At 58.1% G+C, this 18,762-nt stretch carries 20 protein-coding genes and 1 pseudogene; 5 read left to right on the top strand and 16 right to left on the bottom strand.

Annotated elements, in window-relative coordinates; genetic code table 11:
• Nucleotides 1-87 precede the first annotated feature (87 nt).
• A complete protein-coding gene (gene mscL / locus ACRDT3_RS10670) occupies nt 88-486 on the bottom strand; it encodes a large conductance mechanosensitive channel protein MscL (protein ID WP_431492944.1) in 399 nt (132 codons plus the stop codon).
• Nucleotides 487-596: 110 nt separating this feature from the next.
• The gene (gene coaA, locus ACRDT3_RS10665; protein ID WP_431492943.1) at nt 597-1,574 is read right to left on the bottom strand and encodes a type I pantothenate kinase; all 978 of its coding nucleotides are present in this window, start codon (nt 1,572-1,574) and stop codon (nt 597-599) included.
• Nucleotides 1,575-1,723: 149 nt separating this feature from the next.
• Between coaA and glmS the strand changes: the two genes are divergently transcribed.
• The 3 genes from glmS to ACRDT3_RS10650 all read left to right on the top strand — a co-directional run bounded on the left by glmS (nt 1,724) and on the right by ACRDT3_RS10650 (nt 5,643).
• The gene (glmS, locus tag ACRDT3_RS10660) at nt 1,724-3,595 is read left to right on the top strand and encodes a glutamine--fructose-6-phosphate transaminase (isomerizing) (RefSeq protein WP_431492942.1); all 1,872 of its coding nucleotides are present in this window, start codon (nt 1,724-1,726) and stop codon (nt 3,593-3,595) included.
• Nucleotides 3,596-3,682: 87 nt separating this feature from the next.
• Nucleotides 3,683-4,033 (top strand): holo-ACP synthase, encoded by a 351-nt coding sequence (locus ACRDT3_RS10655; protein WP_431492941.1) that lies wholly within the window; start codon nt 3,683-3,685, stop codon nt 4,031-4,033.
• Between the two features lie 83 nt (nt 4,034-4,116).
• Nucleotides 4,117-5,643: an NAD(P)H-hydrate dehydratase gene (locus ACRDT3_RS10650; RefSeq protein WP_431492940.1), complete on the top strand. Its 1,527-nt coding sequence runs from the start codon at nt 4,117-4,119 to the stop codon at nt 5,641-5,643.
• A 71-nt stretch (nt 5,644-5,714) separates the two neighbouring features.
• On the opposite strand, the gene ACRDT3_RS10645 is transcribed toward ACRDT3_RS10650, so the two are convergent.
• From ACRDT3_RS10645 to truA, 5 genes are all read right to left on the bottom strand, one after another.
• Nucleotides 5,715-7,085, bottom strand: coding sequence for a UDP-glucose dehydrogenase family protein (locus ACRDT3_RS10645; protein ID WP_431492939.1), 1,371 nt, complete (start codon nt 7,083-7,085; stop codon nt 5,715-5,717).
• Nucleotides 7,086-7,233: 148 nt separating this feature from the next.
• On the bottom strand, nt 7,234-8,580 hold the full coding sequence (gene glmM, locus ACRDT3_RS10640) for a phosphoglucosamine mutase (protein ID WP_431492938.1): 1,347 nt from the start codon (nt 8,578-8,580) through the stop codon (nt 7,234-7,236).
• A gap of 169 nt (nt 8,581-8,749) precedes the next feature.
• Nucleotides 8,750-9,250 carry a 30S ribosomal protein S9 gene (gene rpsI / locus ACRDT3_RS10635; protein WP_128471129.1) on the bottom strand — a complete coding sequence of 167 codons (501 nt, stop codon included), beginning with the start codon at nt 9,248-9,250 and terminating at the stop codon, nt 8,750-8,752.
• A 38-nt stretch (nt 9,251-9,288) separates the two neighbouring features.
• Nucleotides 9,289-9,732, bottom strand: coding sequence for a 50S ribosomal protein L13 (gene rplM / locus ACRDT3_RS10630; protein ID WP_038992172.1), 444 nt, complete (start codon nt 9,730-9,732; stop codon nt 9,289-9,291).
• 325 nt (nt 9,733-10,057) lie between these two features.
• The gene (gene truA / locus ACRDT3_RS10625) at nt 10,058-10,993 is read right to left on the bottom strand and encodes a tRNA pseudouridine(38-40) synthase TruA (protein ID WP_431492937.1); all 936 of its coding nucleotides are present in this window, start codon (nt 10,991-10,993) and stop codon (nt 10,058-10,060) included.
• 168 nt (nt 10,994-11,161) lie between these two features.
• Between truA and ACRDT3_RS10620 the strand changes: the two genes are divergently transcribed.
• Together ACRDT3_RS10620 and ACRDT3_RS10615 are read left to right on the top strand one after the other, a co-directional pair.
• A complete protein-coding gene (locus ACRDT3_RS10620; protein ID WP_431492936.1) occupies nt 11,162-11,614 on the top strand; it encodes a hypothetical protein in 453 nt (150 codons plus the stop codon).
• A gap of 127 nt (nt 11,615-11,741) precedes the next feature.
• On the top strand, nt 11,742-12,182 hold the full coding sequence (locus tag ACRDT3_RS10615; RefSeq protein ID WP_431492935.1) for a hypothetical protein: 441 nt from the start codon (nt 11,742-11,744) through the stop codon (nt 12,180-12,182).
• A gap of 168 nt (nt 12,183-12,350) precedes the next feature.
• Here ACRDT3_RS10615 and rplQ read toward each other — a convergent pair.
• From rplQ to secY, 9 genes and pseudogenes are all read right to left on the bottom strand, one after another.
• Nucleotides 12,351-12,791, bottom strand: a pseudogene (gene rplQ, locus ACRDT3_RS10610) (50S ribosomal protein L17); the annotation flags it as partial.
• Between the two features lie 82 nt (nt 12,792-12,873).
• Nucleotides 12,874-13,875 carry a DNA-directed RNA polymerase subunit alpha gene (locus ACRDT3_RS10605; RefSeq protein ID WP_105657647.1) on the bottom strand — a complete coding sequence of 334 codons (1,002 nt, stop codon included), beginning with the start codon at nt 13,873-13,875 and terminating at the stop codon, nt 12,874-12,876.
• A gap of 170 nt (nt 13,876-14,045) precedes the next feature.
• Nucleotides 14,046-14,447 (bottom strand): 30S ribosomal protein S11, encoded by a 402-nt coding sequence (gene rpsK, locus ACRDT3_RS10600; RefSeq protein WP_038992179.1) that lies wholly within the window; start codon nt 14,445-14,447, stop codon nt 14,046-14,048.
• A gap of 43 nt (nt 14,448-14,490) precedes the next feature.
• Nucleotides 14,491-14,865, bottom strand: coding sequence for a 30S ribosomal protein S13 (gene rpsM, locus ACRDT3_RS10595; protein WP_431492934.1), 375 nt, complete (start codon nt 14,863-14,865; stop codon nt 14,491-14,493).
• A gap of 148 nt (nt 14,866-15,013) precedes the next feature.
• Nucleotides 15,014-15,127 carry a 50S ribosomal protein L36 gene (gene rpmJ, locus ACRDT3_RS10590; RefSeq protein ID WP_013349661.1) on the bottom strand — a complete coding sequence of 38 codons (114 nt, stop codon included), beginning with the start codon at nt 15,125-15,127 and terminating at the stop codon, nt 15,014-15,016.
• A gap of 126 nt (nt 15,128-15,253) precedes the next feature.
• Nucleotides 15,254-15,475, bottom strand: a complete 222-nt coding sequence (gene infA, locus ACRDT3_RS10585) for a translation initiation factor IF-1 (RefSeq protein ID WP_013349662.1) — start codon at nt 15,473-15,475, stop codon at nt 15,254-15,256.
• 230 nt (nt 15,476-15,705) lie between these two features.
• The gene (gene map, locus ACRDT3_RS10580; protein ID WP_431492933.1) at nt 15,706-16,539 is read right to left on the bottom strand and encodes a type I methionyl aminopeptidase; all 834 of its coding nucleotides are present in this window, start codon (nt 16,537-16,539) and stop codon (nt 15,706-15,708) included.
• Between the two features lie 145 nt (nt 16,540-16,684).
• Entirely contained in the window at nt 16,685-17,257 is a 573-nt protein-coding gene (locus tag ACRDT3_RS10575; RefSeq protein ID WP_431492932.1) for an adenylate kinase, read from the bottom strand.
• Complete coding sequence (gene secY, locus ACRDT3_RS10570) at nt 17,254-18,558, bottom strand: preprotein translocase subunit SecY (protein ID WP_431492931.1); 1,305 nt, start codon at nt 18,556-18,558, stop codon at nt 17,254-17,256. Before secY ends, ACRDT3_RS10575 begins: the two co-directional genes overlap by 4 nt.
• Between the last annotated feature and the right edge of the window lie 204 nt (nt 18,559-18,762).

Genomic DNA, 18,762 nt, shown 5'->3' with positions numbered 1-18,762 from the left:
ACATAGTGCTGGTTAAAGTCGGAAGGAACGGGCCGAAACAACTTTGTTGTTCGGGCCCGCTCCTTGGAGACGGATGTTTGTCAGTGCTTAGCGCAGAGTCTTCAACTCGTCGCGGATCTGGGCGAGCAGCTCCAGCTGTGGATCTACTTCTTCCTCTGGCACTTCTACGCCGGCAGCACGACGTGCAGCCATACGCTCGTTGAGCTTGGTCATAGGCATAACCAGTGCGAAGTAGACAGCTGCAGCAATCAGCAGGAAGTTGACCAATGCAGTCAGGAAGACACCGAACTTGATGTCAACGCCATTGATGTTCAACAGCAGGAAGCTGTCGAAGTTTGGAGAACCAACCAGTGCGGCGATCAATGGCATCAGCACATTGTCAACCAGAGCGGTGATGACGGCGCCGAAGGCAGCACCGATAACAACAGCAACGGCCAGATCGACAACGTTGCCCTTCATAATAAAATCGCGGAAACCTTTTAGCATGGTTAGAGCATACACAGGAAAAACACAGCACCACTACGAATTCGGGGTCCGATCTGTAATAGTTCGGCAAATTCACAGAATTCGTTTGCTTAAATATCAGCTGAAGAAGCCTAGATTTTCCTCAATAGCATCCGGCGCACCGAATGATCCGCCGCCTTGCGCAGTACCAGCTGAGCTCGCCCGCGCGTAGGCAGGACGTTTTCCTTGAGGTTCGGCTCGTTAATGCGCTTCCAAATACTGTGAGCAGTTTCCCGCGCTTCAACATCAGTGAGCTGTGCATAGCGGTGGAAGTAGCTGGCGGGGTCAGAGAAGGCACCTGAGCGCAGACGCATGAATCTCTTGATGTACCACTCTTCGATATCCGCCGTACGTGCATCCACATATACGGAGAAGTCGAAGAAGTCGCTCAGCGCCAGGCCCACAGTTCCGTCGGAGCGGGTTCGAGCGGGTTGCAATACGTTCAGCCCCTCGACAATCAATACCTGCGGTGAGCGGATTACGTTACGCTCCCCCGGGATGATGTCGTAGGTCAGGTGCGAGTAGACCGGGGCACTTACTTCTGGGGCGCCAGACTTTACCGCCGAGACAAAGCGCAGCAGCGCGCGCCGGTCATAGGATTCGGGGAAACCCTTGCGGTGCATGATCCCGCGGCGCTCCAGCTCGGCATTCGGGTACAAGAAACCATCGGTGGTTATGAGCTGGACATCGGGAGTATGCGGCCAGCGGCGCAGCATTTCCTGCAGTACACGTGCAGTTGTGGACTTCCCCACGGCAACCGAGCCGGCGACGCCGATGACAAAAGGCGTGCGGCTGGTCTGCTCGCCCAAGAAGGTAGTGGTTGCCTGATGCGTTGCGCCGGCACCCTCAACATAAAGCGACAGCAGGCGGCTCAGCGGCAGGTAAACGTCCCGGACCTCTTGCAAGTCCAGCTGATCACCGAGGCCACGTAGCCGTTCAATGTCCGAGTAGTTCAGCGGCTGTTCCATTTGATTGGACAGTCGCGCCCACGTCTCGCGCTCCAGTTCAACAAAAGGCGAGATGGGCGTTTCAAGTGTTCCGTGTGGTTCCACGAGGGTAAATTCTGCCAAGAATATGCTCCACATCCCAATTAACAAGATCAACAGGGCTATTGGTTTAGGCAAAAACCGGCCAACTGGTGATCTAAGACATAGGTAATTTTGAGTGCTCCGACACGATTATTCCCATCGATGGGCATTGAACCGGTAGGATTTTTCCCATGTGCGGAATTGTTGGATATGCAGGAACCTCGAGCCAGGTCGCCGATCATGGCGCCCTCGACGTTCTAATTGAAGGTTTGCGTCGGTTGGAATACCGCGGCTACGACTCGGCTGGTGTCGCTGTTGTTGCCGATGGCGCCATTCATTCTCGTAAGAAGGCCGGCAAGCTGGTCAATCTGGAAAATGAAATTGCCGAGTCCCCATTGCCTAAGTCGATGACCGGCATTGGGCATACCCGTTGGGCAACCCACGGTGGACCGAGCGACCAGAACGCTCACCCACATCTGGCCGATGGTGGCAAGCTTGCCATGATCCACAACGGAATTATTGAAAACTTCGCCGGCATCAAGGCCGGCTTGGCAGCCGAGGGCGTTGAATTACTCTCGGATACCGATACCGAGGTTGCCGCAGCTCTGCTGGGCAAGCTCTACAGCTCTGAGGCCGAGGGCGATTTGACCCACGCCATGCAGCTTGCTGTTCAGCAGCTCGAAGGTGCTTTCACCCTCTTGGCAGTTCACCAGGACCACCCAGGTGTTGTAGTTGCGGCTCGCCGCAATTCCCCTCTGGTTCTGGGCCTGGGCGATGGCGAGAACTTCCTGGGTTCGGATGTCTCCGGCTTCATCGACTTCACCCGTCGTGCCGTAGAGCTGGGCCAGGACCAGATCGTTACCATCACCCCGGATAACCACTACATCACCGACTTCGACGGCAACCCGGCCGAAGGCAAGGAATTCACCGTTGACTGGGATGCAGCCAGCGCTGAAAAGGGCGGCTTCCCATCCTTCATGGAGAAGGAAATCTTCGACCAGCCTGCAGCTGTTGCCGACACCCTGCTGGGCCGCTCGGACGCTGATGGCCGCCTGACCCTGGACGAACTGCGTATCGCTCCAGAGGAACTGGCCGAAATCTCCAAGATTGTTGTTCTTGCTTGCGGCACCTCGGCATACGCCGGCTCCGTCGCCAAGTACGCTATCGAATCCTGGTGCCGTATCCCGGTAGAGGTTGAACTCTCCCACGAGTTCCGCTACCGCGAGCCCATCGTGGACGAGAAGACCCTGATCGTTTCGATCTCCCAGTCCGGCGAGACCATGGACACCTTGATGGCCGTGCGTTACGCCAAGGAGCAGGGCGCCAAGACCATGTCGATCTGCAACACCAACGGATCGACCATCCCACGCGAGTCGGATGCAGTGCTGTACACCCACGCCGGTCCGGAAATCGCTGTGGCTTCTACCAAGGCATTCCTGGCGCAGATCACCGCAACCTACCTGCTGGGCCTGTACCTGGCGCAGCTGCGCGGCAACCTGTTCCAGGGCCAGATCAAGGACATCCTTGCCGACCTGGGCAAGATCCCTTCCAAGATCCAGGACATCCTGGACCGCGCGGAAGAAATCAAGGATCTGGCACGCAACATGTCGGATGCCAACTCCGTGCTGTTCCTGGGCCGCCACGTAGGCTACCCGGTAGCAATGGAAGGCGCCTTGAAGCTCAAGGAAATCGCCTACATCCATGCTGAAGGCTTCGCCGCTGGCGAGCTGAAGCACGGTCCTATCGCCCTGATCGACGATGGCCAGCCAGTGTTCGTAGTAGTTCCTTCCCCTCGTGGTCGCGACTCGCTGCACTCCAAGGTTGTCTCCAACATCCAGGAAGTCCGCGCCCGTGGCGCTAAGACCCTGGTTATTGCCGAAGATGGCGATGCTGCGGTCAAGGACTTCTCCGAGTGGGTCTTCTACGTACCAGAGACCCCAACCCTGCTGATGCCTCTGCTGGCCACCGTGCCACTGCAGATCTTCGCTTGCGAACTGGCATCCGCGAAGGGCTTCGATGTCGACCAGCCACGCAACCTGGCCAAGTCGGTGACCGTGGAGTAATCCACCAAGTACCATAATTGCGGGCATTCCCTTTTCGGGAATGCCCGCAATTTTTTTGCCCTGCAAGCACTGGATAAACTGATAGGCATGATTGCAGGTATTGGAGTGGACATTGTTGATGTGCCACGTTTTGGACGTCAGCTTGAGAAGACTCCGCGTTTGCGTGAACGGCTCTTCACCGAAGAAGAACGGGAACTGCCCCTGCGTTCCCTAGCAGCCCGCTTCGCAGCCAAGGAAGCCATTGCCAAGGCGCTAGGCGCTCCTGCAGGCATGAACTGGCAGGACTGCACCATCCGCAAGGATGAAGCCGGTGACCCCCAGATTCACAACACCGGTTCAGTTGCCGCTGCCAGCGAGTTGCGCGGTATCAAGTCGTGGCATTTGACCATGTCCCATGATGGCGACATGGCTATCGCCATGGTGGTTGCCGAGCGCTAGGCACCAACGCCACGACGAAAGAATAACGACACGTATCTCATTAAATAGGGCATCGCACAGGAGCCTTGAGTATTGTTTGTCTTATGATTCCTGTCTACAGTGTTGCGCAAATTCGTGCGGTTGAAGCCCAGGAGAACTCCAAGCGGGGCGAGACCAGCTTAATGAAGCAAGCGGCCGCCCATTTGGCTTCAACGGCAGTCGCCATGCTGACTGAAAATTCCAGCGTCGAACCGGCTTTCGCGGTGGCGCTCATCGGCCCGGGCAACAACGGTGGCGATGGCTTGTATGCACTTGCAGAGCTCCAACTGCAGAAGATTTCCACGTTGGCCCTGCAGTGCCACGAACAAATCCATGCCGAAGCCGCTGCAGCGTATCAAGCTGCCGGCGGCACCGTGCTTGATCTCGCCGACGGTCAAGGCGAACTGGCTAATGCTTCGCTCATCATCGACGCCATCTACGGCCTTGGATACCATGCCGGCTCTGCCTTGCCGCCACTGCCCGCTGGCGCACGGGTGCTGGCCTGCGATATTCCATCAGGATTGAATCCCGAAACCGGCGTTGCGCAGGACTCCGTTCTTCGCGCAGAACGCACGGTAACTTTCGGTGCCATGAAGTCCGGTCTTCTGTCTGTAGACGGACCGCTGGTTACTGGTGACATTACCGTGGCTGATCTCGAATTCGACTTTTCTTCCGTCCAGGCTGGAACGCAGCTTGTGGACGAGCTGGCTACCCGCGAGCTGCTGGACCAGCACCGCTCTTGGCGAGATGCCGGACGGCACAAGTACCAGCGTGGCGTCCTGGGACTCATTGCCGGATCAGATCTGTATCCCGGAGCTGCTCAGCTGACCGCCAAGGCCGCTGTAGCTTGCGGCGTCGGATTGCTTCGCACCCATGTGCCAGAATCCATTCAGCCTCTCATGGCAGTCACTGTGCCGGAGTCCGTGCCTTTGGATGATGAGCAGATCAAGGAAGCGCTGTCTTCCTCCCGCCGTCAGATTCACGGCAAGGGTGCGAAGATCAAGGCTTGGGCTATTGGCCCGGGCCTGGATGGCCGCACTCCCCCGACTGGCGCCATCGCTGATGTCTTTGCCAGCCCGCAGCCGGCCGTCATTGACGCGTCCGGCCTGGAAGTCGTTCCTGCCGGCCCAAGCGAGCAGCCTCGCGTGCTGACGCCTCATGCCAAGGAGCTGCGCATGCTGCTCAGCCGCGCTGGAGTGAAGATCACTCCCGATGAGATTTCCCAGGACCCGATTCGCTGGACCCGGTGGGCCGCCCTGGCTTACAACGCGGTTGTCCTGCTCAAGGGCCCAACCAGCTACATCGTTGCGCCTAATGGCGACAGCCTGATGGTGAGCCACTCAGCGCCAGAATTGGCCACGGCAGGCAGCGGAGATGTCCTGACTGGCATCCTGGGATACATGCTCTCCGACAGCTCGCTGACGGGCACCGAAGGCCTGCGAACCGTACCTAACCGCCGCATGATGGAACTGACTGCGTGCGCAGCTTATATCCATGGCCACCTGGGCCGGGTGACAGCTGCGGAGGGAACTGTCAATGCTTCGCGCCTGATCGAGAACCTGCCAAAGGTCATGAAGCAGTTCGGCTTCTAGTCTTTGTTCATAGCAAGCGGAACGGGCGGTTCTTCCAATTGGAAGAACCGCCCGTTTTTGTCCCTGAGCGCTTAGGCCTGAACCGGGATCGAGGTAGTGGCCGGAGCCATGTTGCCCAGCTCGAAGTACTCTCCCGGGCCGGTAATGGTCCAGCCTTGATTCCGCCATTCAGGGCGGTCCAGGACGTTGCGTCCGTCAATCAGCTGCTTGTTGGCCACTACGTCCGCCAGATCCGACGGGTTCAGGTCGCGGAATTCGTTCCATTCGGTCAGCACCAAGGTCAGGTCCGCGTTCTTAGCCGCTTCCTTGCAGGAATCAACGTAGTTCAAGCGCGGGAATCGTCCGGCCGCGTTGGCGTTGCCTTCTGGGTCATAGACCGAGACTTCAGCACCTTCGTTGTACAGGCGGACAGCGATATCCAAGGCTGGTGAGTCCCGCACATCATCGCTGTTCGGCTTGAAGGTCACCCCGAGTACGCAGACATGCTTGCCTGCCAGCTCATTGCCCAGCATGTGCGAGGCCAACGAGACCACGCGGTCCCGGCGGCGCAAGTTGATCTGGTCGACTTCAGCCAGAAAGCCCATGGTCTGGCTCAGGCCAAGTTCGCTGACGCGTGCCTGGAGGGCCCGGATGTCCTTAGGCAGGCAACCACCGCCAAATCCCACTCCAGCGTTCAGGAAGCGGCGTCCAATGCGCTTATCGTGGCCAATCGCGTCGGCAAGGACCTTGATGTCGCCGCCTACAGTCTCAGTAACCTCGGCAAAAGCGTTGATGAAGGAAATCTTGGTAGCCAGGAAGGCGTTGGCCGCGACCTTGACCAGTTCTGCAGTCTCCAGATCCGTAGCGATCTCCGGGGTGTCCAGGGCAAGGATCGGCGCATAGACTTTGCGCAGCAGCTCCAGTCCGCGTCCATTATCCAAGCCATAGACCAGGCGGTCGGGGCGCAGGGTGTCCTGGACGGCGAATCCTTCGCGCAGGAACTCCGGATTCCACGCGAGCGCGATATTGCTTCCTGGCTTGGCAGCTTGAGCGATCCTCTCGTTCAACCGGCGTGCGGTGCCTACCGGGACAGTGGACTTGCCAACGATCAGCGCTTCGCCGGTGATGTGCTCCAGCAGGGAATCCACGGCACCGTCCACGTAGGACATGTCTGCGGATTGCGAGTCGGCGCGCTGCGGGGTGCCCACAGTAATGAAGTGGATATCAGCGCCGGCAGCGACTTCTGCGTAGCTGTCGGTGAAGCGCAGGCGTCCGGAAGCCACGTGCTTGCGCAGCAGTTCAGGCAGGCCTGGCTCATGGAAGGGCAGAACGCCAGCGGCCAGTGCTTCCAGCTTGGCTTTGTCTACGTCCAGTCCAATGACTTCATAGCCCAGTTCAGCCATGCAGGCGGCATGGGTTGCACCGAGGTAGCCGGTGCCGATCACGCTGATGCGTAAAGTCACGAAAGTCCTTCTCTCCGAGAACGCGAACCGATATCAGTTTCTATTAGTTAGCATGCCACACCCCCGCAGCGTGTTCCGGCGTGGAACGCGCTGCGGGGGTGTGAGTTTTCTTGATATTTACGTATTGGTTGCTGGGAAGCTACTGAGCCTAGAGGGCCAGGTGCTCCTTGACCGATTCGGCCAAGGTCTCAGCTTCGGCCTGAGCCTGCTCGTGGGTAGCTGCCTCGACCATGACGCGCACTACTGGCTCGGTCCCCGAAGGACGCAGAAGCACGCGGCCGGTGGTGCCCAAGCGTGCCTCGGCAGCGGCAACTGCCCGCTGCAGCGGTTCGCATTCTGGAACGCTGGCCTTGTCTACGCCGCGTACGTTAATCAGCACCTGCGGCAGGACGGTCAGCACGGCAGCAAGCTCTTTCAGGGACTTGCCGGTAGCCTTCACGCGGGCTGCAATCATCAGGCCGGTCAGTACGCCGTCACCGGTGGTTGCGTGCTTGGAGAAGATCACGTGGCCGGACTGTTCGCCGCCCAGGGAATAATCGCCCTCGCGCATGCCTTCGAGCACGTAGCGGTCGCCCACGCCGGTCTGCTTGACGGTGATGCCAGCTGCTTCCATGGCCAGGGTCAGGCCGAGGTTGCTCATCACGGTGGCAACCAGGGTGTTGTCCTTGAGTTCGCCGCGGTCCTTCATGTCCAGCGCCATGACGGCCATGATCTGGTCACCGTCAACGACGGTGCCTTCGTGGTCAACAGCCAAGCAGCGGTCTGCGTCGCCGTCGTGCGCGATGCCCAGGTCTGCGCCGTGCTCCAGCACAGCGGCCTGCAGCTTCTCCAGGTGGGTGGAGCCATAGCCGTCATTGATGTTGATGCCGTCTGGATCCGCGCCAATCACGATGGTCTCGGCGCCGGCAGCCTTGAAGACCTCCGGGGAGCAGCCTGAAGCTGCGCCGTGGGCGCAGTCCAGGACTACCTTCAAGCCGTCGAGTCGGTTTGGCAGTGCCTGCAGCAGGTGCATGATGTAGCGGTCTTCAGCGTCGGCGAAGCGCGAGACTCGTCCTACTTCACCGCCGGTTGGGCGTGGCTTTGGCATCTTCAAGCAGGCTTCGATGGCGTCTTCCAGCGCATCGTCCAGCTTCTTACCGCCACGGGCCAAGAACTTAATACCGTTATCCGGAGCCGCGTTGTGCGAGGCGGAGATCATGACGCCGAAATCGGCGTTCAAGTCCCCTACCAAGAATGCTGCCGCAGGAGTCGGCAGCGTGCCGGCATCCATGACGTCAACACCGGAGGCAGCCAGGCCAGCCTCGATTGCGGCAGACAGGAAGTCACCACTGATGCGCGGGTCCTTGGCAACCACAGCAACCGGCTTGTAGCCGTCCTCTGGTTGGCTCAAGCCCAGCACCACCGATGCTGCCTGCGCCAGTTCCAGCGCGAGCTCGGGAGTTAACAGTTCGTTTGCTTTTCCTCGGACCCCATCGGTCCCAAATAACCTTGCCATCGCATTCAATCATATGCCCTCTGCATTGATTTAAACGGCTCAAAGTCCCGGAATAACAGTGAAATGAGAAAAGTTTAATGGGATTTTGCGCTCTTCAGGGTTAAATGGCCAAAGGCCCTGGCGTCCTTTGCAGGTTGCCAGGGCCTTTGGAAAGACCTTGAAGTAAGGTTTAGCGCTTCGAGAACTGCGAAGCCTTACGTGCCTTCTTCAGACCAGCCTTCTTACGCTCGATGACGCGTGCGTCACGAGTCAGGTAACCGGCCTTCTTCAGGGTGGCGCGGTTAGCGTCGCGGTCGATCTCATTCAGGGCGCGGGCGATGCCCAGGCGCAATGCGCCAGCCTGACCGGAGATGCCGCCGCCGTTGATGCGTGCGATAACGTCGTATGCGCCTTCAAGACCCAGAACCTTGAATGGTTCGTTAACATCCTGCTGGTGCAGCTTGTTTGGGAAGAAGTTGTCCAGCTCGCGACCGTTTACGGTCCACTTGCCGGAGCCTGGTACCAGGCGAACGCGGGCGATAGCCTGCTTGCGACGGCCAACAGCTGCACCTGGCACGGTCAGTGGAGCGCGCTCGGTGTCAGCAGCAACAGTCGAAGCTGCGGTCTCGGTAGTGTAAGTCGAAGGGGTCTCACCCTCGAATTCAGTGGTTTCTTCAGCGTTCTGAGCCACGATAATCTCCTATTAAGTATTTCTTCTCGGGGCCAGGACTACTGAGCGACCTGGGTAATTTCCAGTGCCTTTGGCGACTGAGCAGCGTGTGGGTGCTCTGCGCCGCGGTAGACCTTCAGCTTGGACAGCTGGGCATCCGAAAGCTTGTTCTTAGGCAGCATGCCCTTGATAGCCTTCTCGACAGCCAGTACTGGGTTCTTTTCCAGCAGGTCTGCGTAGTTGATGCTCTTCAGGCCACCTGGGAAGCCGGAGTGGCGGTAAGCGCGCTTGTTCAGCAGCTTCTTACCGGTCAGTGCAACCTTGTCTGCATTGATGATGATGACATGGTCGCCCATGTCCATGTGTGCAGCATAGGTTGGCTTGTGCTTGCCGCGCAGCAGGGTTGCGGCCTGGACGGCGAGACGGCCGAGTACTACGTCGGTGGCGTCAATGACATACCACTGACGAGTCTGGTCAGCCGGCTTTGGGGTGTACGTACGCACAGTAATTGCCTTACGTTGATTCGTTTCTGGTCAAACAGTCGCTTGGCTGAAGGCGGTGAGATCCCCCAGTGACAGGCACTGTCGTGTTGTTCTTGTGTTTAGACCAGTACGTCAGGTGAGGACTGATGATAACCGGCCGTCCATATGTTGTTCGCACACCCAGCAGACCAGCGACTATGCAACTAAGCCGTCACGCTTGGGCGTGTAGTGTCGAACGTGGACATACACAACTCATAAAAGTTTAGCGGATTAAAGTGTTTCCGGCCAAAAAAGCATGTACGTCGTGAGCAACAACACCCTTAAGATCCCGGGGATTATTGACTAATCAGCTTTCCATGCAGGCTTCATCGACCTCGGCTTCGGTTCGCCGGGCCCGGGTCAGACGTGCTCGCTCTGCCAGTTCTTCAGCCTCTGGGTAGTAGACCTCTTCAAGAACCAAGGCCCGCGGGTGCGAAAGCTTGGTCTTGGAGTCGCGGACCATCTGTTCCAGCCGCTGGGCCAAGAACCCCGGTTGCTCACGCCCATCCCCCACCATCATCGCGGCACCGATCAGCGCACGGACCATGTTGTGGCAAAAGGCATCGGCCTTCAAATGCGCCAGCACCAAGCCGTCGACTCCGCGGGTGAAGCTGAACTCCTGCAAGGTGCGGATGGTCGTGGCATGCGGACGGGGCTTGCAGTAGGTCAAGAAGTCGTGGCGGCCCAGCACGCTCTGCGCCTCGCGGTTCATCGCTTCGACATCCAGCTCTTCACGGTGCCACGTGGTCAGGTGGCGGGTCAGTGGATCCCAACGCTGCTGGCCATCGGCGACCCGGTAGGAGTACCGGCGGGCCAGCGCCGAGAAGCGGGCATCGAAGCCTTCGGGTGCGCGTTCGGCGTCATGTACCCACACGGCACCATCTTGGCGGCCAAGAATGCCATTGATGCGGCGTACGAGCGCAGGACCAGGAGCCAAGGGCGCCTTGCGTGGCAGGCCCGCGTACTCTTCCTCGGTCAGGTCGAAATGCACCACCTGGTGGCGCGCATGCACGCCAGCATCAGTGCGGCCTGCAACAACCACACGCACGCGGCGGCGGATCATCAATTCCAGGGCCTCTTCAACCAGCTGCTGCACGCCCAAGACATTGGGCTGGCGTGCCCAACCGCTATAGGCGGCGCCGTCGTATCCGAGCACCATGCGCATGCGGATCCATGCTGGTGCTTCAGTGGCCCCCAATGCGGTGGTGCCCATTGGATCGATGCTTTCTGGCTGAGTACTCATGTATTCAATTATGCGTAAGGATACGCGCAACCGTCGAATCAGGTGCCCGCCTTCACGCCGTTATCCACAGGCCCAAAGACGAGAATTACTGCCGGAGGTAGCCTATGTGCATTCCACGGACCTGCCGCACGGGCAGCCGTTCCATCCGCACCACCCTAAGGACTCACCATGTTCAAGAGTGCCGCTAGCTTCATCGCGATATCCGCAGCCGTTTCGCTCTGCTTGAGCGGTTGCAGTTCGGGGCAGCTGAACACAAGGCAGTCATGCGCACTGCTTGATGAATTGGCAGTTGAGCATTCCATCGAGGAAAAGTGGGCCCTGGCGTATATGGGGATTCTTGCGCAGAATTCGGAACCTGCAGTTGAAGCTATGGAAACGGCCATCGTGATCTACCGGGCAGTCTCCGAGCAGACTGGCAATAAGCACTTGCGCACTGCGTTGAAGTCCGAAATCAAGAACTACCAAGACTTCATTGGCCTCATTGCCGGTCGTCCCTTTGACGATCCAACGCTGGCGTCAGACGTCGAGGCGGCCAAGGCCGGACTGCAGGATCAATACACCGTCTATGTGCAGGAAACCTGCCCTGCTTCTCTTCCTGATCCTGCCCCGTCCGCACCCTAGGAACTCGTTTTCTGCAGATCCGGTCATGTCATACGCTGACTGTAATAACTCCTGCCTATAGAATAAACAAGTACTTATCGTTGCCTCACCTGCTGGGCCAGCGGATTATCATCGCCTAAGGATCTCCATGTTGAAAAAGATCGCGGCATCTGCCGCTGTACTCACCCTTGCATCCCTCATGCTCACTGGCTGCGGTGCAGGCAAAATGTCCACCGAGGACACCTGCACTTTTATCAATGACCAGGTAGCCGAGCGCGGACTGCAGGAGAAGGCGGAGGACTCCAGCGCAGAGGTCTTGGCTGGCGACACGTCGGCCTATGCCGAGATCATGGACGAATTTGATTCGATTCTGGGCGAAGCCGCTGATAATACGAAGGACAATAAGCTTGCCACGTCGTTGAATGCGGCATCGGAGCAGACCAAGAAAATGGCTGGACTGATGGCTGAGGGCAACAGCAGCAACCTGATGGAGATTTCGCAGAAGATCGCCGAACTGGATACGGCTGAAGCAGCCGAGGCTACCGAATACCTGAATACTGCTTGCCCGGACATGGATTCGTTCAGCTAGGCAGTTCCAAGATGCGGATGCGTTGGCTCTCCACCTGACAGGCAAGAGCCCTCCGCATCTTCACGCAATCAGGCTTAAACAAAAGATTCCCGTTGGTTCCTTGCGGATCCAACGGGAATCTTTTTCGCCCTTGCAGGCGAGGGAGCATTAGCTCGAAGGGGCTTAGGCCTCTTCGGTCTCAGCAGCCTTCTCGGCAGCCTTGGTGGCTTCCTTGACGACAGCCTGCTTTGGCGAAACTGGCTCCATCACGAGCTCGATAACAGCCATAGGAGCGTTGTCGCCCTTGCGGTTACCGATCTTGGTGATGCGGGTGTAGCCACCCTCGCGGTTTGCCATTGCTGGTGCGATGTTCTCGAACAGTTCGTGAACGATCGACTTGTTGGTGCGCGAACGCGAAGCGATGACAGCCTGGACGCGGCGACGCGAAGCCAGGTCTCCGCGCTTAGCGAAGGTGATCAGGCGTTCTGCGTGTGGACGCAGACGCTTGGCACGGGTCAGGGTGGTGGTGATCTTCTTGTTCTCGAAGAGCTGTGCCGACATGTTAGCGAAAATCAATCGCTCATGTGCTGCACTGCCGCCGAGACGCGGACCCTTGGTAGGGGTAGGCATTGTGGTTCTCCTAGATGAATAACCCGTACTGGACGAATATTTCGTTCAGTCGGATGAAGTAGTGTGTCGCTAGACGCGGGTCTTACAGACCTTCGTCGTATTCGTCGCCATCGTCGATGGCGCTACGAGCGGCCAGATCGAAGCCTGGAGGGGAATCCTTCAGGGCCAGACCCAGTTCAACCAGCTTGGCCTTGACTTCGTCAATGGACTTCGCACCGAAGTTGCGGATGTCCATCAAGTCGGCCTCGGAGCGGGTTACGAGTTCACCCACGGAGTGGATGCCCTCACGCTTCAAGCAGTTGTACGAACGAACGGTGAGTTCCAGATCCTCGATCGGCAGCGCCATGTCAGCAGCCATAGCTGCATCGGTTGGCGATGGACCGATTTCGATACCTTCAGCCTGAGTGTTCAGTTCGCGGAACAAACCGAACAGCTCAACCAGGGTGGTACCTGCGGATGCAACTGCATCGCGCGGGGTGATCGATTCCTTGGTCTCCACGTCAACGATCAAGCGATCGAAGTCGGTGCGCTGCTCGACACGGGTTGCTTCCACGCGGAAGGTCACCTTCAACACTGGGGAGTAGATCGAATCAACTGGGATTCGACCGATCTCGCCATCAATGTTCTTGTTCTGAGCGGCAGACACATAGCCGCGGCCGCGCTCAATGGTCAGTTCCATGTCGAACTTGCCATTGGCGTTGAGGGTGGCGATGTGCAGATCAGGGTTGTGGAACTCCACACCTGCTGGAGGGGTGATGTCCGCTGCAGTAACGATGCCCGGGCCCTGCTTGCGCAGGTAGGCAACGACTGGCTCGTCGTGCTCGGAAGATACCGACAGGTTCTTGATGTTCAAGACCAGTTCGGTGACATCTTCCTTGACACCGGCTACGGTGGTGAACTCGTGCAGTACACCGTCAATTCGAACGCTGGTGACAGAGGCACCAGGAATCGAAGAGAGCAGGGTACGGCGGAGCGAGTTACCTAGGGTGTAGCCAAAGCCTGGCTCCAGTGGTTCGATAACGAACCGGGAGCGGTTTTCGGCAACTACTTCTTCGGTCAGGGTTGGGCGCTGCGTAATGAGCACTTACATTTCCTTTCAGCGAGCGTCCGCTATATGACGCTTCACGGGGGTGGAAACGACGGTAGCCTGAGGTGGCCGTTCGTCTTTTTGCAGGCTAATAAGTCCAAGATAGTCACCGGAGCACCCACGAGGGAATGCTTCGGTGACTTCTTAGGCTAAGCCTAGCGAATCAATTAGACGCGGCGACGCTTCGATGGGCGGCAACCGTTGTGAGCGCTTGGGGAAACATCCTGGATGGATCCAACCTCAAGGCCAGCAGCCTGCAGCGAACGGATCGCGGTTTCGCGTCCCGAGCCTGGGCCCTTGACGAAAACGTCAACCTTGCGCATGCCGTGCTCCTGAGCGCGCTTTGCAGCGGACTCAGCAGCCATCTGGGCAGCGTATGGGGTCGACTTACGCGAACCCTTCATGCCTACCTCGCCGGCCGAAGCCCACGAGATAACAGCGCCAGTCGGATCGGTGATCGATACGATGGTGTTGTTGAAGGTGCTCTTGATATGCGCCTGTCCCTGCGCAATATTCTTTTTGTCCTTGCGACGCGGCTTACGTACCGCTCCACGAGTCTTTGGGGGCATTTCTTCTCCTACGAAAAAAGTATTTGAACTAGATCGCTAAGATTTAGCGAGTCTTCTTCTTACCTGCGACGGTACGCTTCGGGCCCTTACGGGTACGTGCGTTGGTCTTGGTGCGCTGACCGCGGACCGGCAGGCCCTTACGGTGACGAATACCTTCGTAGGATCCGATCTCTACCTTGCGGCGAATGTCAGCCTGAACCTCACGGCGCAGGTCACCTTCTACCTTGTAGGTGGCTTCGACGAAGTCGCGCAGCTGCACGAGCTGGTCATCGGTGAGATCCTTCACGCGAGTGTCCGGGCTGATGCCGGTCGCTGCGATGGTCTCTTCTGCACGGGTCTTGCCCACGCCGTAGATGTAAGTCAGCGCGATGATTACGCGCTTCTCGCGTGGAATGTCCACGCCTGCTAAACGAGCCAAGTGGCTACCTTTCAACGAACGGAGGTCTGGAGCAGTACCTTCCGTGATTGCTCACGGCCCCGGCCTCCGAATCCGGGGGTACACCAGGACTTTCGTCCTAGCTGATACTGCCTAATTGACTACGCGTGGGAATCCCGTAAAAACGGAATTAGCCCTGACGCTGCTTGTGGCGTGGGTTCTCGCAGATCACCATGACCACGCCGTTACGACGGATCACCTTGCACTTGTCGCAGATCGGCTTCACGCTAGGGTTAACCTTCAAGGCTTTGTCCTTTTGCGGTTGCAGTTAAATGTGGAGCAGTAAAAAGCTTCGTCCAAGAACATCCATTCAGCGGCCGTTGCACAAAACTGTGCTTCGCACGCTGGGAAAAACTTGGATTCTGCAGATTTACTTGTAGCGGTAAACGATGCGACCTCGGTTGAGGTCGTATGGGCTCATTTCAACCTGCACTCGGTCCTCTGGGAGGATTCGAATGTAGTGCTGACGCATCTTACCCGAGATAGTGGCGAGCACTACGTGTCCATTCGGCAGCTCCACGCGGAACATCGCGTTCGGCAGTGCTTCCGAGACGGTGCCCTCTACCTGGATGACGCCTTCCTTCTTGCCCATTTTCCCCGCTAACTTTTTTTGTTGGCAATTTCCACCAACAAGTAATTGGTTCTGGTCCTCGATCCCTGTACCGAAAACCCGAGAGTTTTAGGCGCAATTAAATCAGGAACCAACAAACAACGATACGGCATTAGTCCACACAGTGCCAATCGTTCATTGACATTTAAAATGTTAGATCCAGCACGCCACAGCCATGTGGCGTACTGGATCCAATGAATTCCAGGCTGGGGCTAGCCCTGAATCGGCGATGGGGTCACGCCGAAAGGAGCCAGCCCGGCTGCTCCCCCGTCATGCGCGGTCAATACCCAGATGCCGCCCATGTGGAACGCTACGGTGTGCTCCCACTGCGAGGCGTTGGACTTGTCGTTGGTGACAACGGTCCAGTCGTCTTCCAGCACAGAGGTCTCGATGCCGCCGCGAACCAGCATTGGCTCGATGGCCAAGCACATGCCCGGCTTGATGCGTGGGCCGCGGTGCCCGGAGTTGTAGTTCAGCACATCCGGCGCCATGTGCATCTGCGAGCCGATGCCGTGGCCGCAGTAGTCTTCGAGGATGCCCAGCTCGTCGCCTGGCTGACTGGTGACGAAGTCATCGATGGCCTGGCCGATCTGTCCGATGAAGCGTGCGTTGGCCGCCGCGGCAATGCCGGCCCACATGGCCTGCTCCGTGATGTCGCTCAGGCGCTGATCGGCCGGGTCGATGTTCTCGCCGACCAACACGGTGCGTGCCGAGTCGGAGTGCCAGCCGTCGATGATGGCCCCACCATCGATCTTCAGCACGTCGCCGTCCTTCAGCTCGTAGTCCGACGGGAAGCCGTGGACTACCTCGTGGTTGACCGAGGCGCAGATATTCGCTGGGAAACCATGGTAGCCAAGGAAGTTGCTGGTCGCGTTGTGGCGTTCAAGCACCTTGCCAAAGGCCTGGTTGATCGCTTCGGTCCGCACACCCGGGCGAGCCATCGCAGCGGCTTCGTCCAGCGCTTCAGCCAGCACCAATCCGGCCTGGCGCATCTTCAGGATCTCGGAATTGGATTTGTACTCGATTTTCGGCTGTCCTAAAGCCAATGTGATTCCCCTGCCTCAAAGTGTGATGCCCTTGCCATGTGCCGCGGCCGGCAACGGCAAGGTCCATCAATGCAAAAAGTACGCAGGGACCGGGCTGCAACATCCATTGTTGCCGCACGGTCCCTGCGCGTTGTAACGCTTGTGTCTAGGCGTTGACGTTCAACGCTGCAAGAACACGATCGGTGACTTCTTCGATAGCGCCCAGGCCATCGACCTTGCGCACGATGCCGCGTTCCTCGTAGCGCTCCACAACGACGCGAGTCTCTTCGTTGTACAGGCCCAGGCGGTGGCGGATGACCTCTTCGGTGTCATCGGCGCGGCCTTCGATCTCGGCACGCTTCAGCAGGCGGGCTACCAGCTCGTCGTCATCGGCGGTCAGCTGCAGCACTGCGTCCAGGGCGATGCCCTTGTTGGCCAGCATCGCATCCAGCGCGTCCACCTGTGCGCTGGTGCGCGGGTAGCCGTCCAGCAGGAAGCCCTTGGCGACGTCGTCCTGGTTCAGGCGGTCTTCAACCATGTTGTTGGTGACCGAATCAGGTACAAAGTCTCCGTTGTCAATGTACTTGCTGGCTTCGAGACCCAGCGGGGTGCCGCCCTTGACGTTGGCACGGAAGATGTCACCGGTCGAGATGGCAACAATGTCCAAGCGCTCGGAGATCTTTACGGCCTGGGTGCCTTTGCCGGCACCGGGTGGTCCAATAATTAGCAGTCGACTCATCGCAGAAGCCCTTCATAGTTCCGTTGCTGCATTTGAGCATTGATTTGCTTGACGGTTTCCAAACCCACACCAACCATAATCAGGATCGATGTACCGCCAAATGGGAAGCTTTGGTCAGCGTTGAACAGCACGAAGGCAATCAGCGGGATCAACGCAACGAACGCGAGGTACAACGCGCCCGGGAAGGTAATACGGGAGATCACGTACTGCAGGTACTCGGCGGTCGGACGACCAGCGCGAATGCCCGGAATGAATCCGCCGTACTTCTTCATGTTGTCGGCGACCTCTTCAGGGTTGAAGGTAATCGCGACATAGAAGTAGGTGAAGCCGATGATCAGCAAGGTGTACACCAGCATGTACCACGGCGAGGAAGTCGCCGAGTGCTCCTGCAGCCACATCGCCCACTGCGGCAAGGTGCCGTCATCGTTCTGGTTGAACTGAACGATCATCTGCGGCAAAGCCAGGATGGAGCTGGCGAAGATCACTGGGATCACGTTCGCCATATTCAGCTTCAAAGGAATATAGGTGGAGGTGCCGCCCACGGTGCGGCGGCCCACGGTGCGCTTGGCATACTGCACCGGAACACGGCGCTGGGACTGCTCGACGAAGACCACCAGGGCCACAATCAACAGGCCCACCAGCAGCACGCCGATGAATGTCATGATGCCCTGCGCCTGGAAGATGGCGCCCATCGAGGATGGGAAGCCCGAAGCAATGGAGATGAAGATCAGGATGGACATGCCGTTGCCGATGCCGCGCTCGGTGATCAACTCGCCCATCCACATGATCAGGCCGGTGCCTGCGGTGAGGGTGATGATCATCAGCATGATGACAATCAATGAGTCATCCGGGACCAGCGGAAGGGTACAGCTTGGGAACAGGCTGCCGGTACGGGCCAGGGTGACCAATGTGGTTCCCTGAAGCAGTGCCAAGGCGATGGTCAGATAACGCGTGTATTGCGTCATCTTGGCCTGGCCGGCCTGGCCTTCCTTGTGCAGGGCCTCGAAGTGCGGGATCACCACACGCAGCAACTGGACGATAATTGCCGCGGTAATGTACGGCATGATTCCCATTGCGAAAACCGAGACCTGCAGCAGGGCGCCGCCACTGAACAGGTTCACGAATGAATAAAGTCCACCGGTGGTTTCACCCATTGCCAGACACTGCTGAACGTTGCTGTAATCAATGCCCGGAGCGGGAATGAATACACCGACACGATAGATCGCAATGATCCCAAGCGTGAACAGCAACTTGTTGCGCAGATCAGGCGTCCGAAAAACTCGGGCTATGGCGCTGAACAAGCGTCCTCCTGAAGTAAGTGCTTGAGCCTGAGGAAGAGATTCTTCCTAGACCTAACGATTCTAGCGGTCTGTTAGGCAATCCTGCCAAATGCGCCACACGAAATGCACGCAAATGTTTGCAGGAATGACGCTAAACCAACTAATCATCCAAGCAATTATAAGAAATCTTAGAATGTTTCGCCGAGAGAAAAAGAAAGTCCCGGT

The organism is Glutamicibacter sp., from assembly GCF_050701915.1.
In the GTDB taxonomy this organism is placed as follows: Bacteria; Actinomycetota; Actinomycetes; order Actinomycetales; family Micrococcaceae; genus Glutamicibacter.
This window is presented reverse-complemented; position numbering and strand designations above follow the sequence as displayed.

Excerpts from the sequence above, each read along its gene's own strand:
- mscL (WP_431492944.1), bottom strand. The coding sequence starts at position 486 with ATGCTAAAAGGTTTCCGCGATTTTATTATGAAGGGCAACGTTGTCGAT.
- glmS (WP_431492942.1), top strand. The coding sequence starts at position 1,724 with ATGTGCGGAATTGTTGGATATGCAGGAACCTCGAGCCAGGTCGCCGAT.
- ACRDT3_RS10655 (WP_431492941.1), top strand. The coding sequence starts at position 3,683 with ATGATTGCAGGTATTGGAGTGGACATTGTTGATGTGCCACGTTTTGGA.
- ACRDT3_RS10650 (WP_431492940.1), top strand. The coding sequence starts at position 4,117 with ATGATTCCTGTCTACAGTGTTGCGCAAATTCGTGCGGTTGAAGCCCAG.
- glmM (WP_431492938.1), bottom strand. The coding sequence starts at position 8,580 with ATGGCAAGGTTATTTGGGACCGATGGGGTCCGAGGAAAAGCAAACGAA.
- truA (WP_431492937.1), bottom strand. The coding sequence starts at position 10,993 with ATGAGTACTCAGCCAGAAAGCATCGATCCAATGGGCACCACCGCATTG.
- ACRDT3_RS10620 (WP_431492936.1), top strand. The coding sequence starts at position 11,162 with ATGTTCAAGAGTGCCGCTAGCTTCATCGCGATATCCGCAGCCGTTTCG.
- ACRDT3_RS10615 (WP_431492935.1), top strand. The coding sequence starts at position 11,742 with ATGTTGAAAAAGATCGCGGCATCTGCCGCTGTACTCACCCTTGCATCC.
- rpsK (WP_038992179.1), bottom strand. The coding sequence starts at position 14,447 with ATGCCCCCAAAGACTCGTGGAGCGGTACGTAAGCCGCGTCGCAAGGAC.
- infA (WP_013349662.1), bottom strand. The coding sequence starts at position 15,475 with ATGGGCAAGAAGGAAGGCGTCATCCAGGTAGAGGGCACCGTCTCGGAA.
- ACRDT3_RS10575 (WP_431492932.1), bottom strand. The coding sequence starts at position 17,257 with ATGAGTCGACTGCTAATTATTGGACCACCCGGTGCCGGCAAAGGCACC.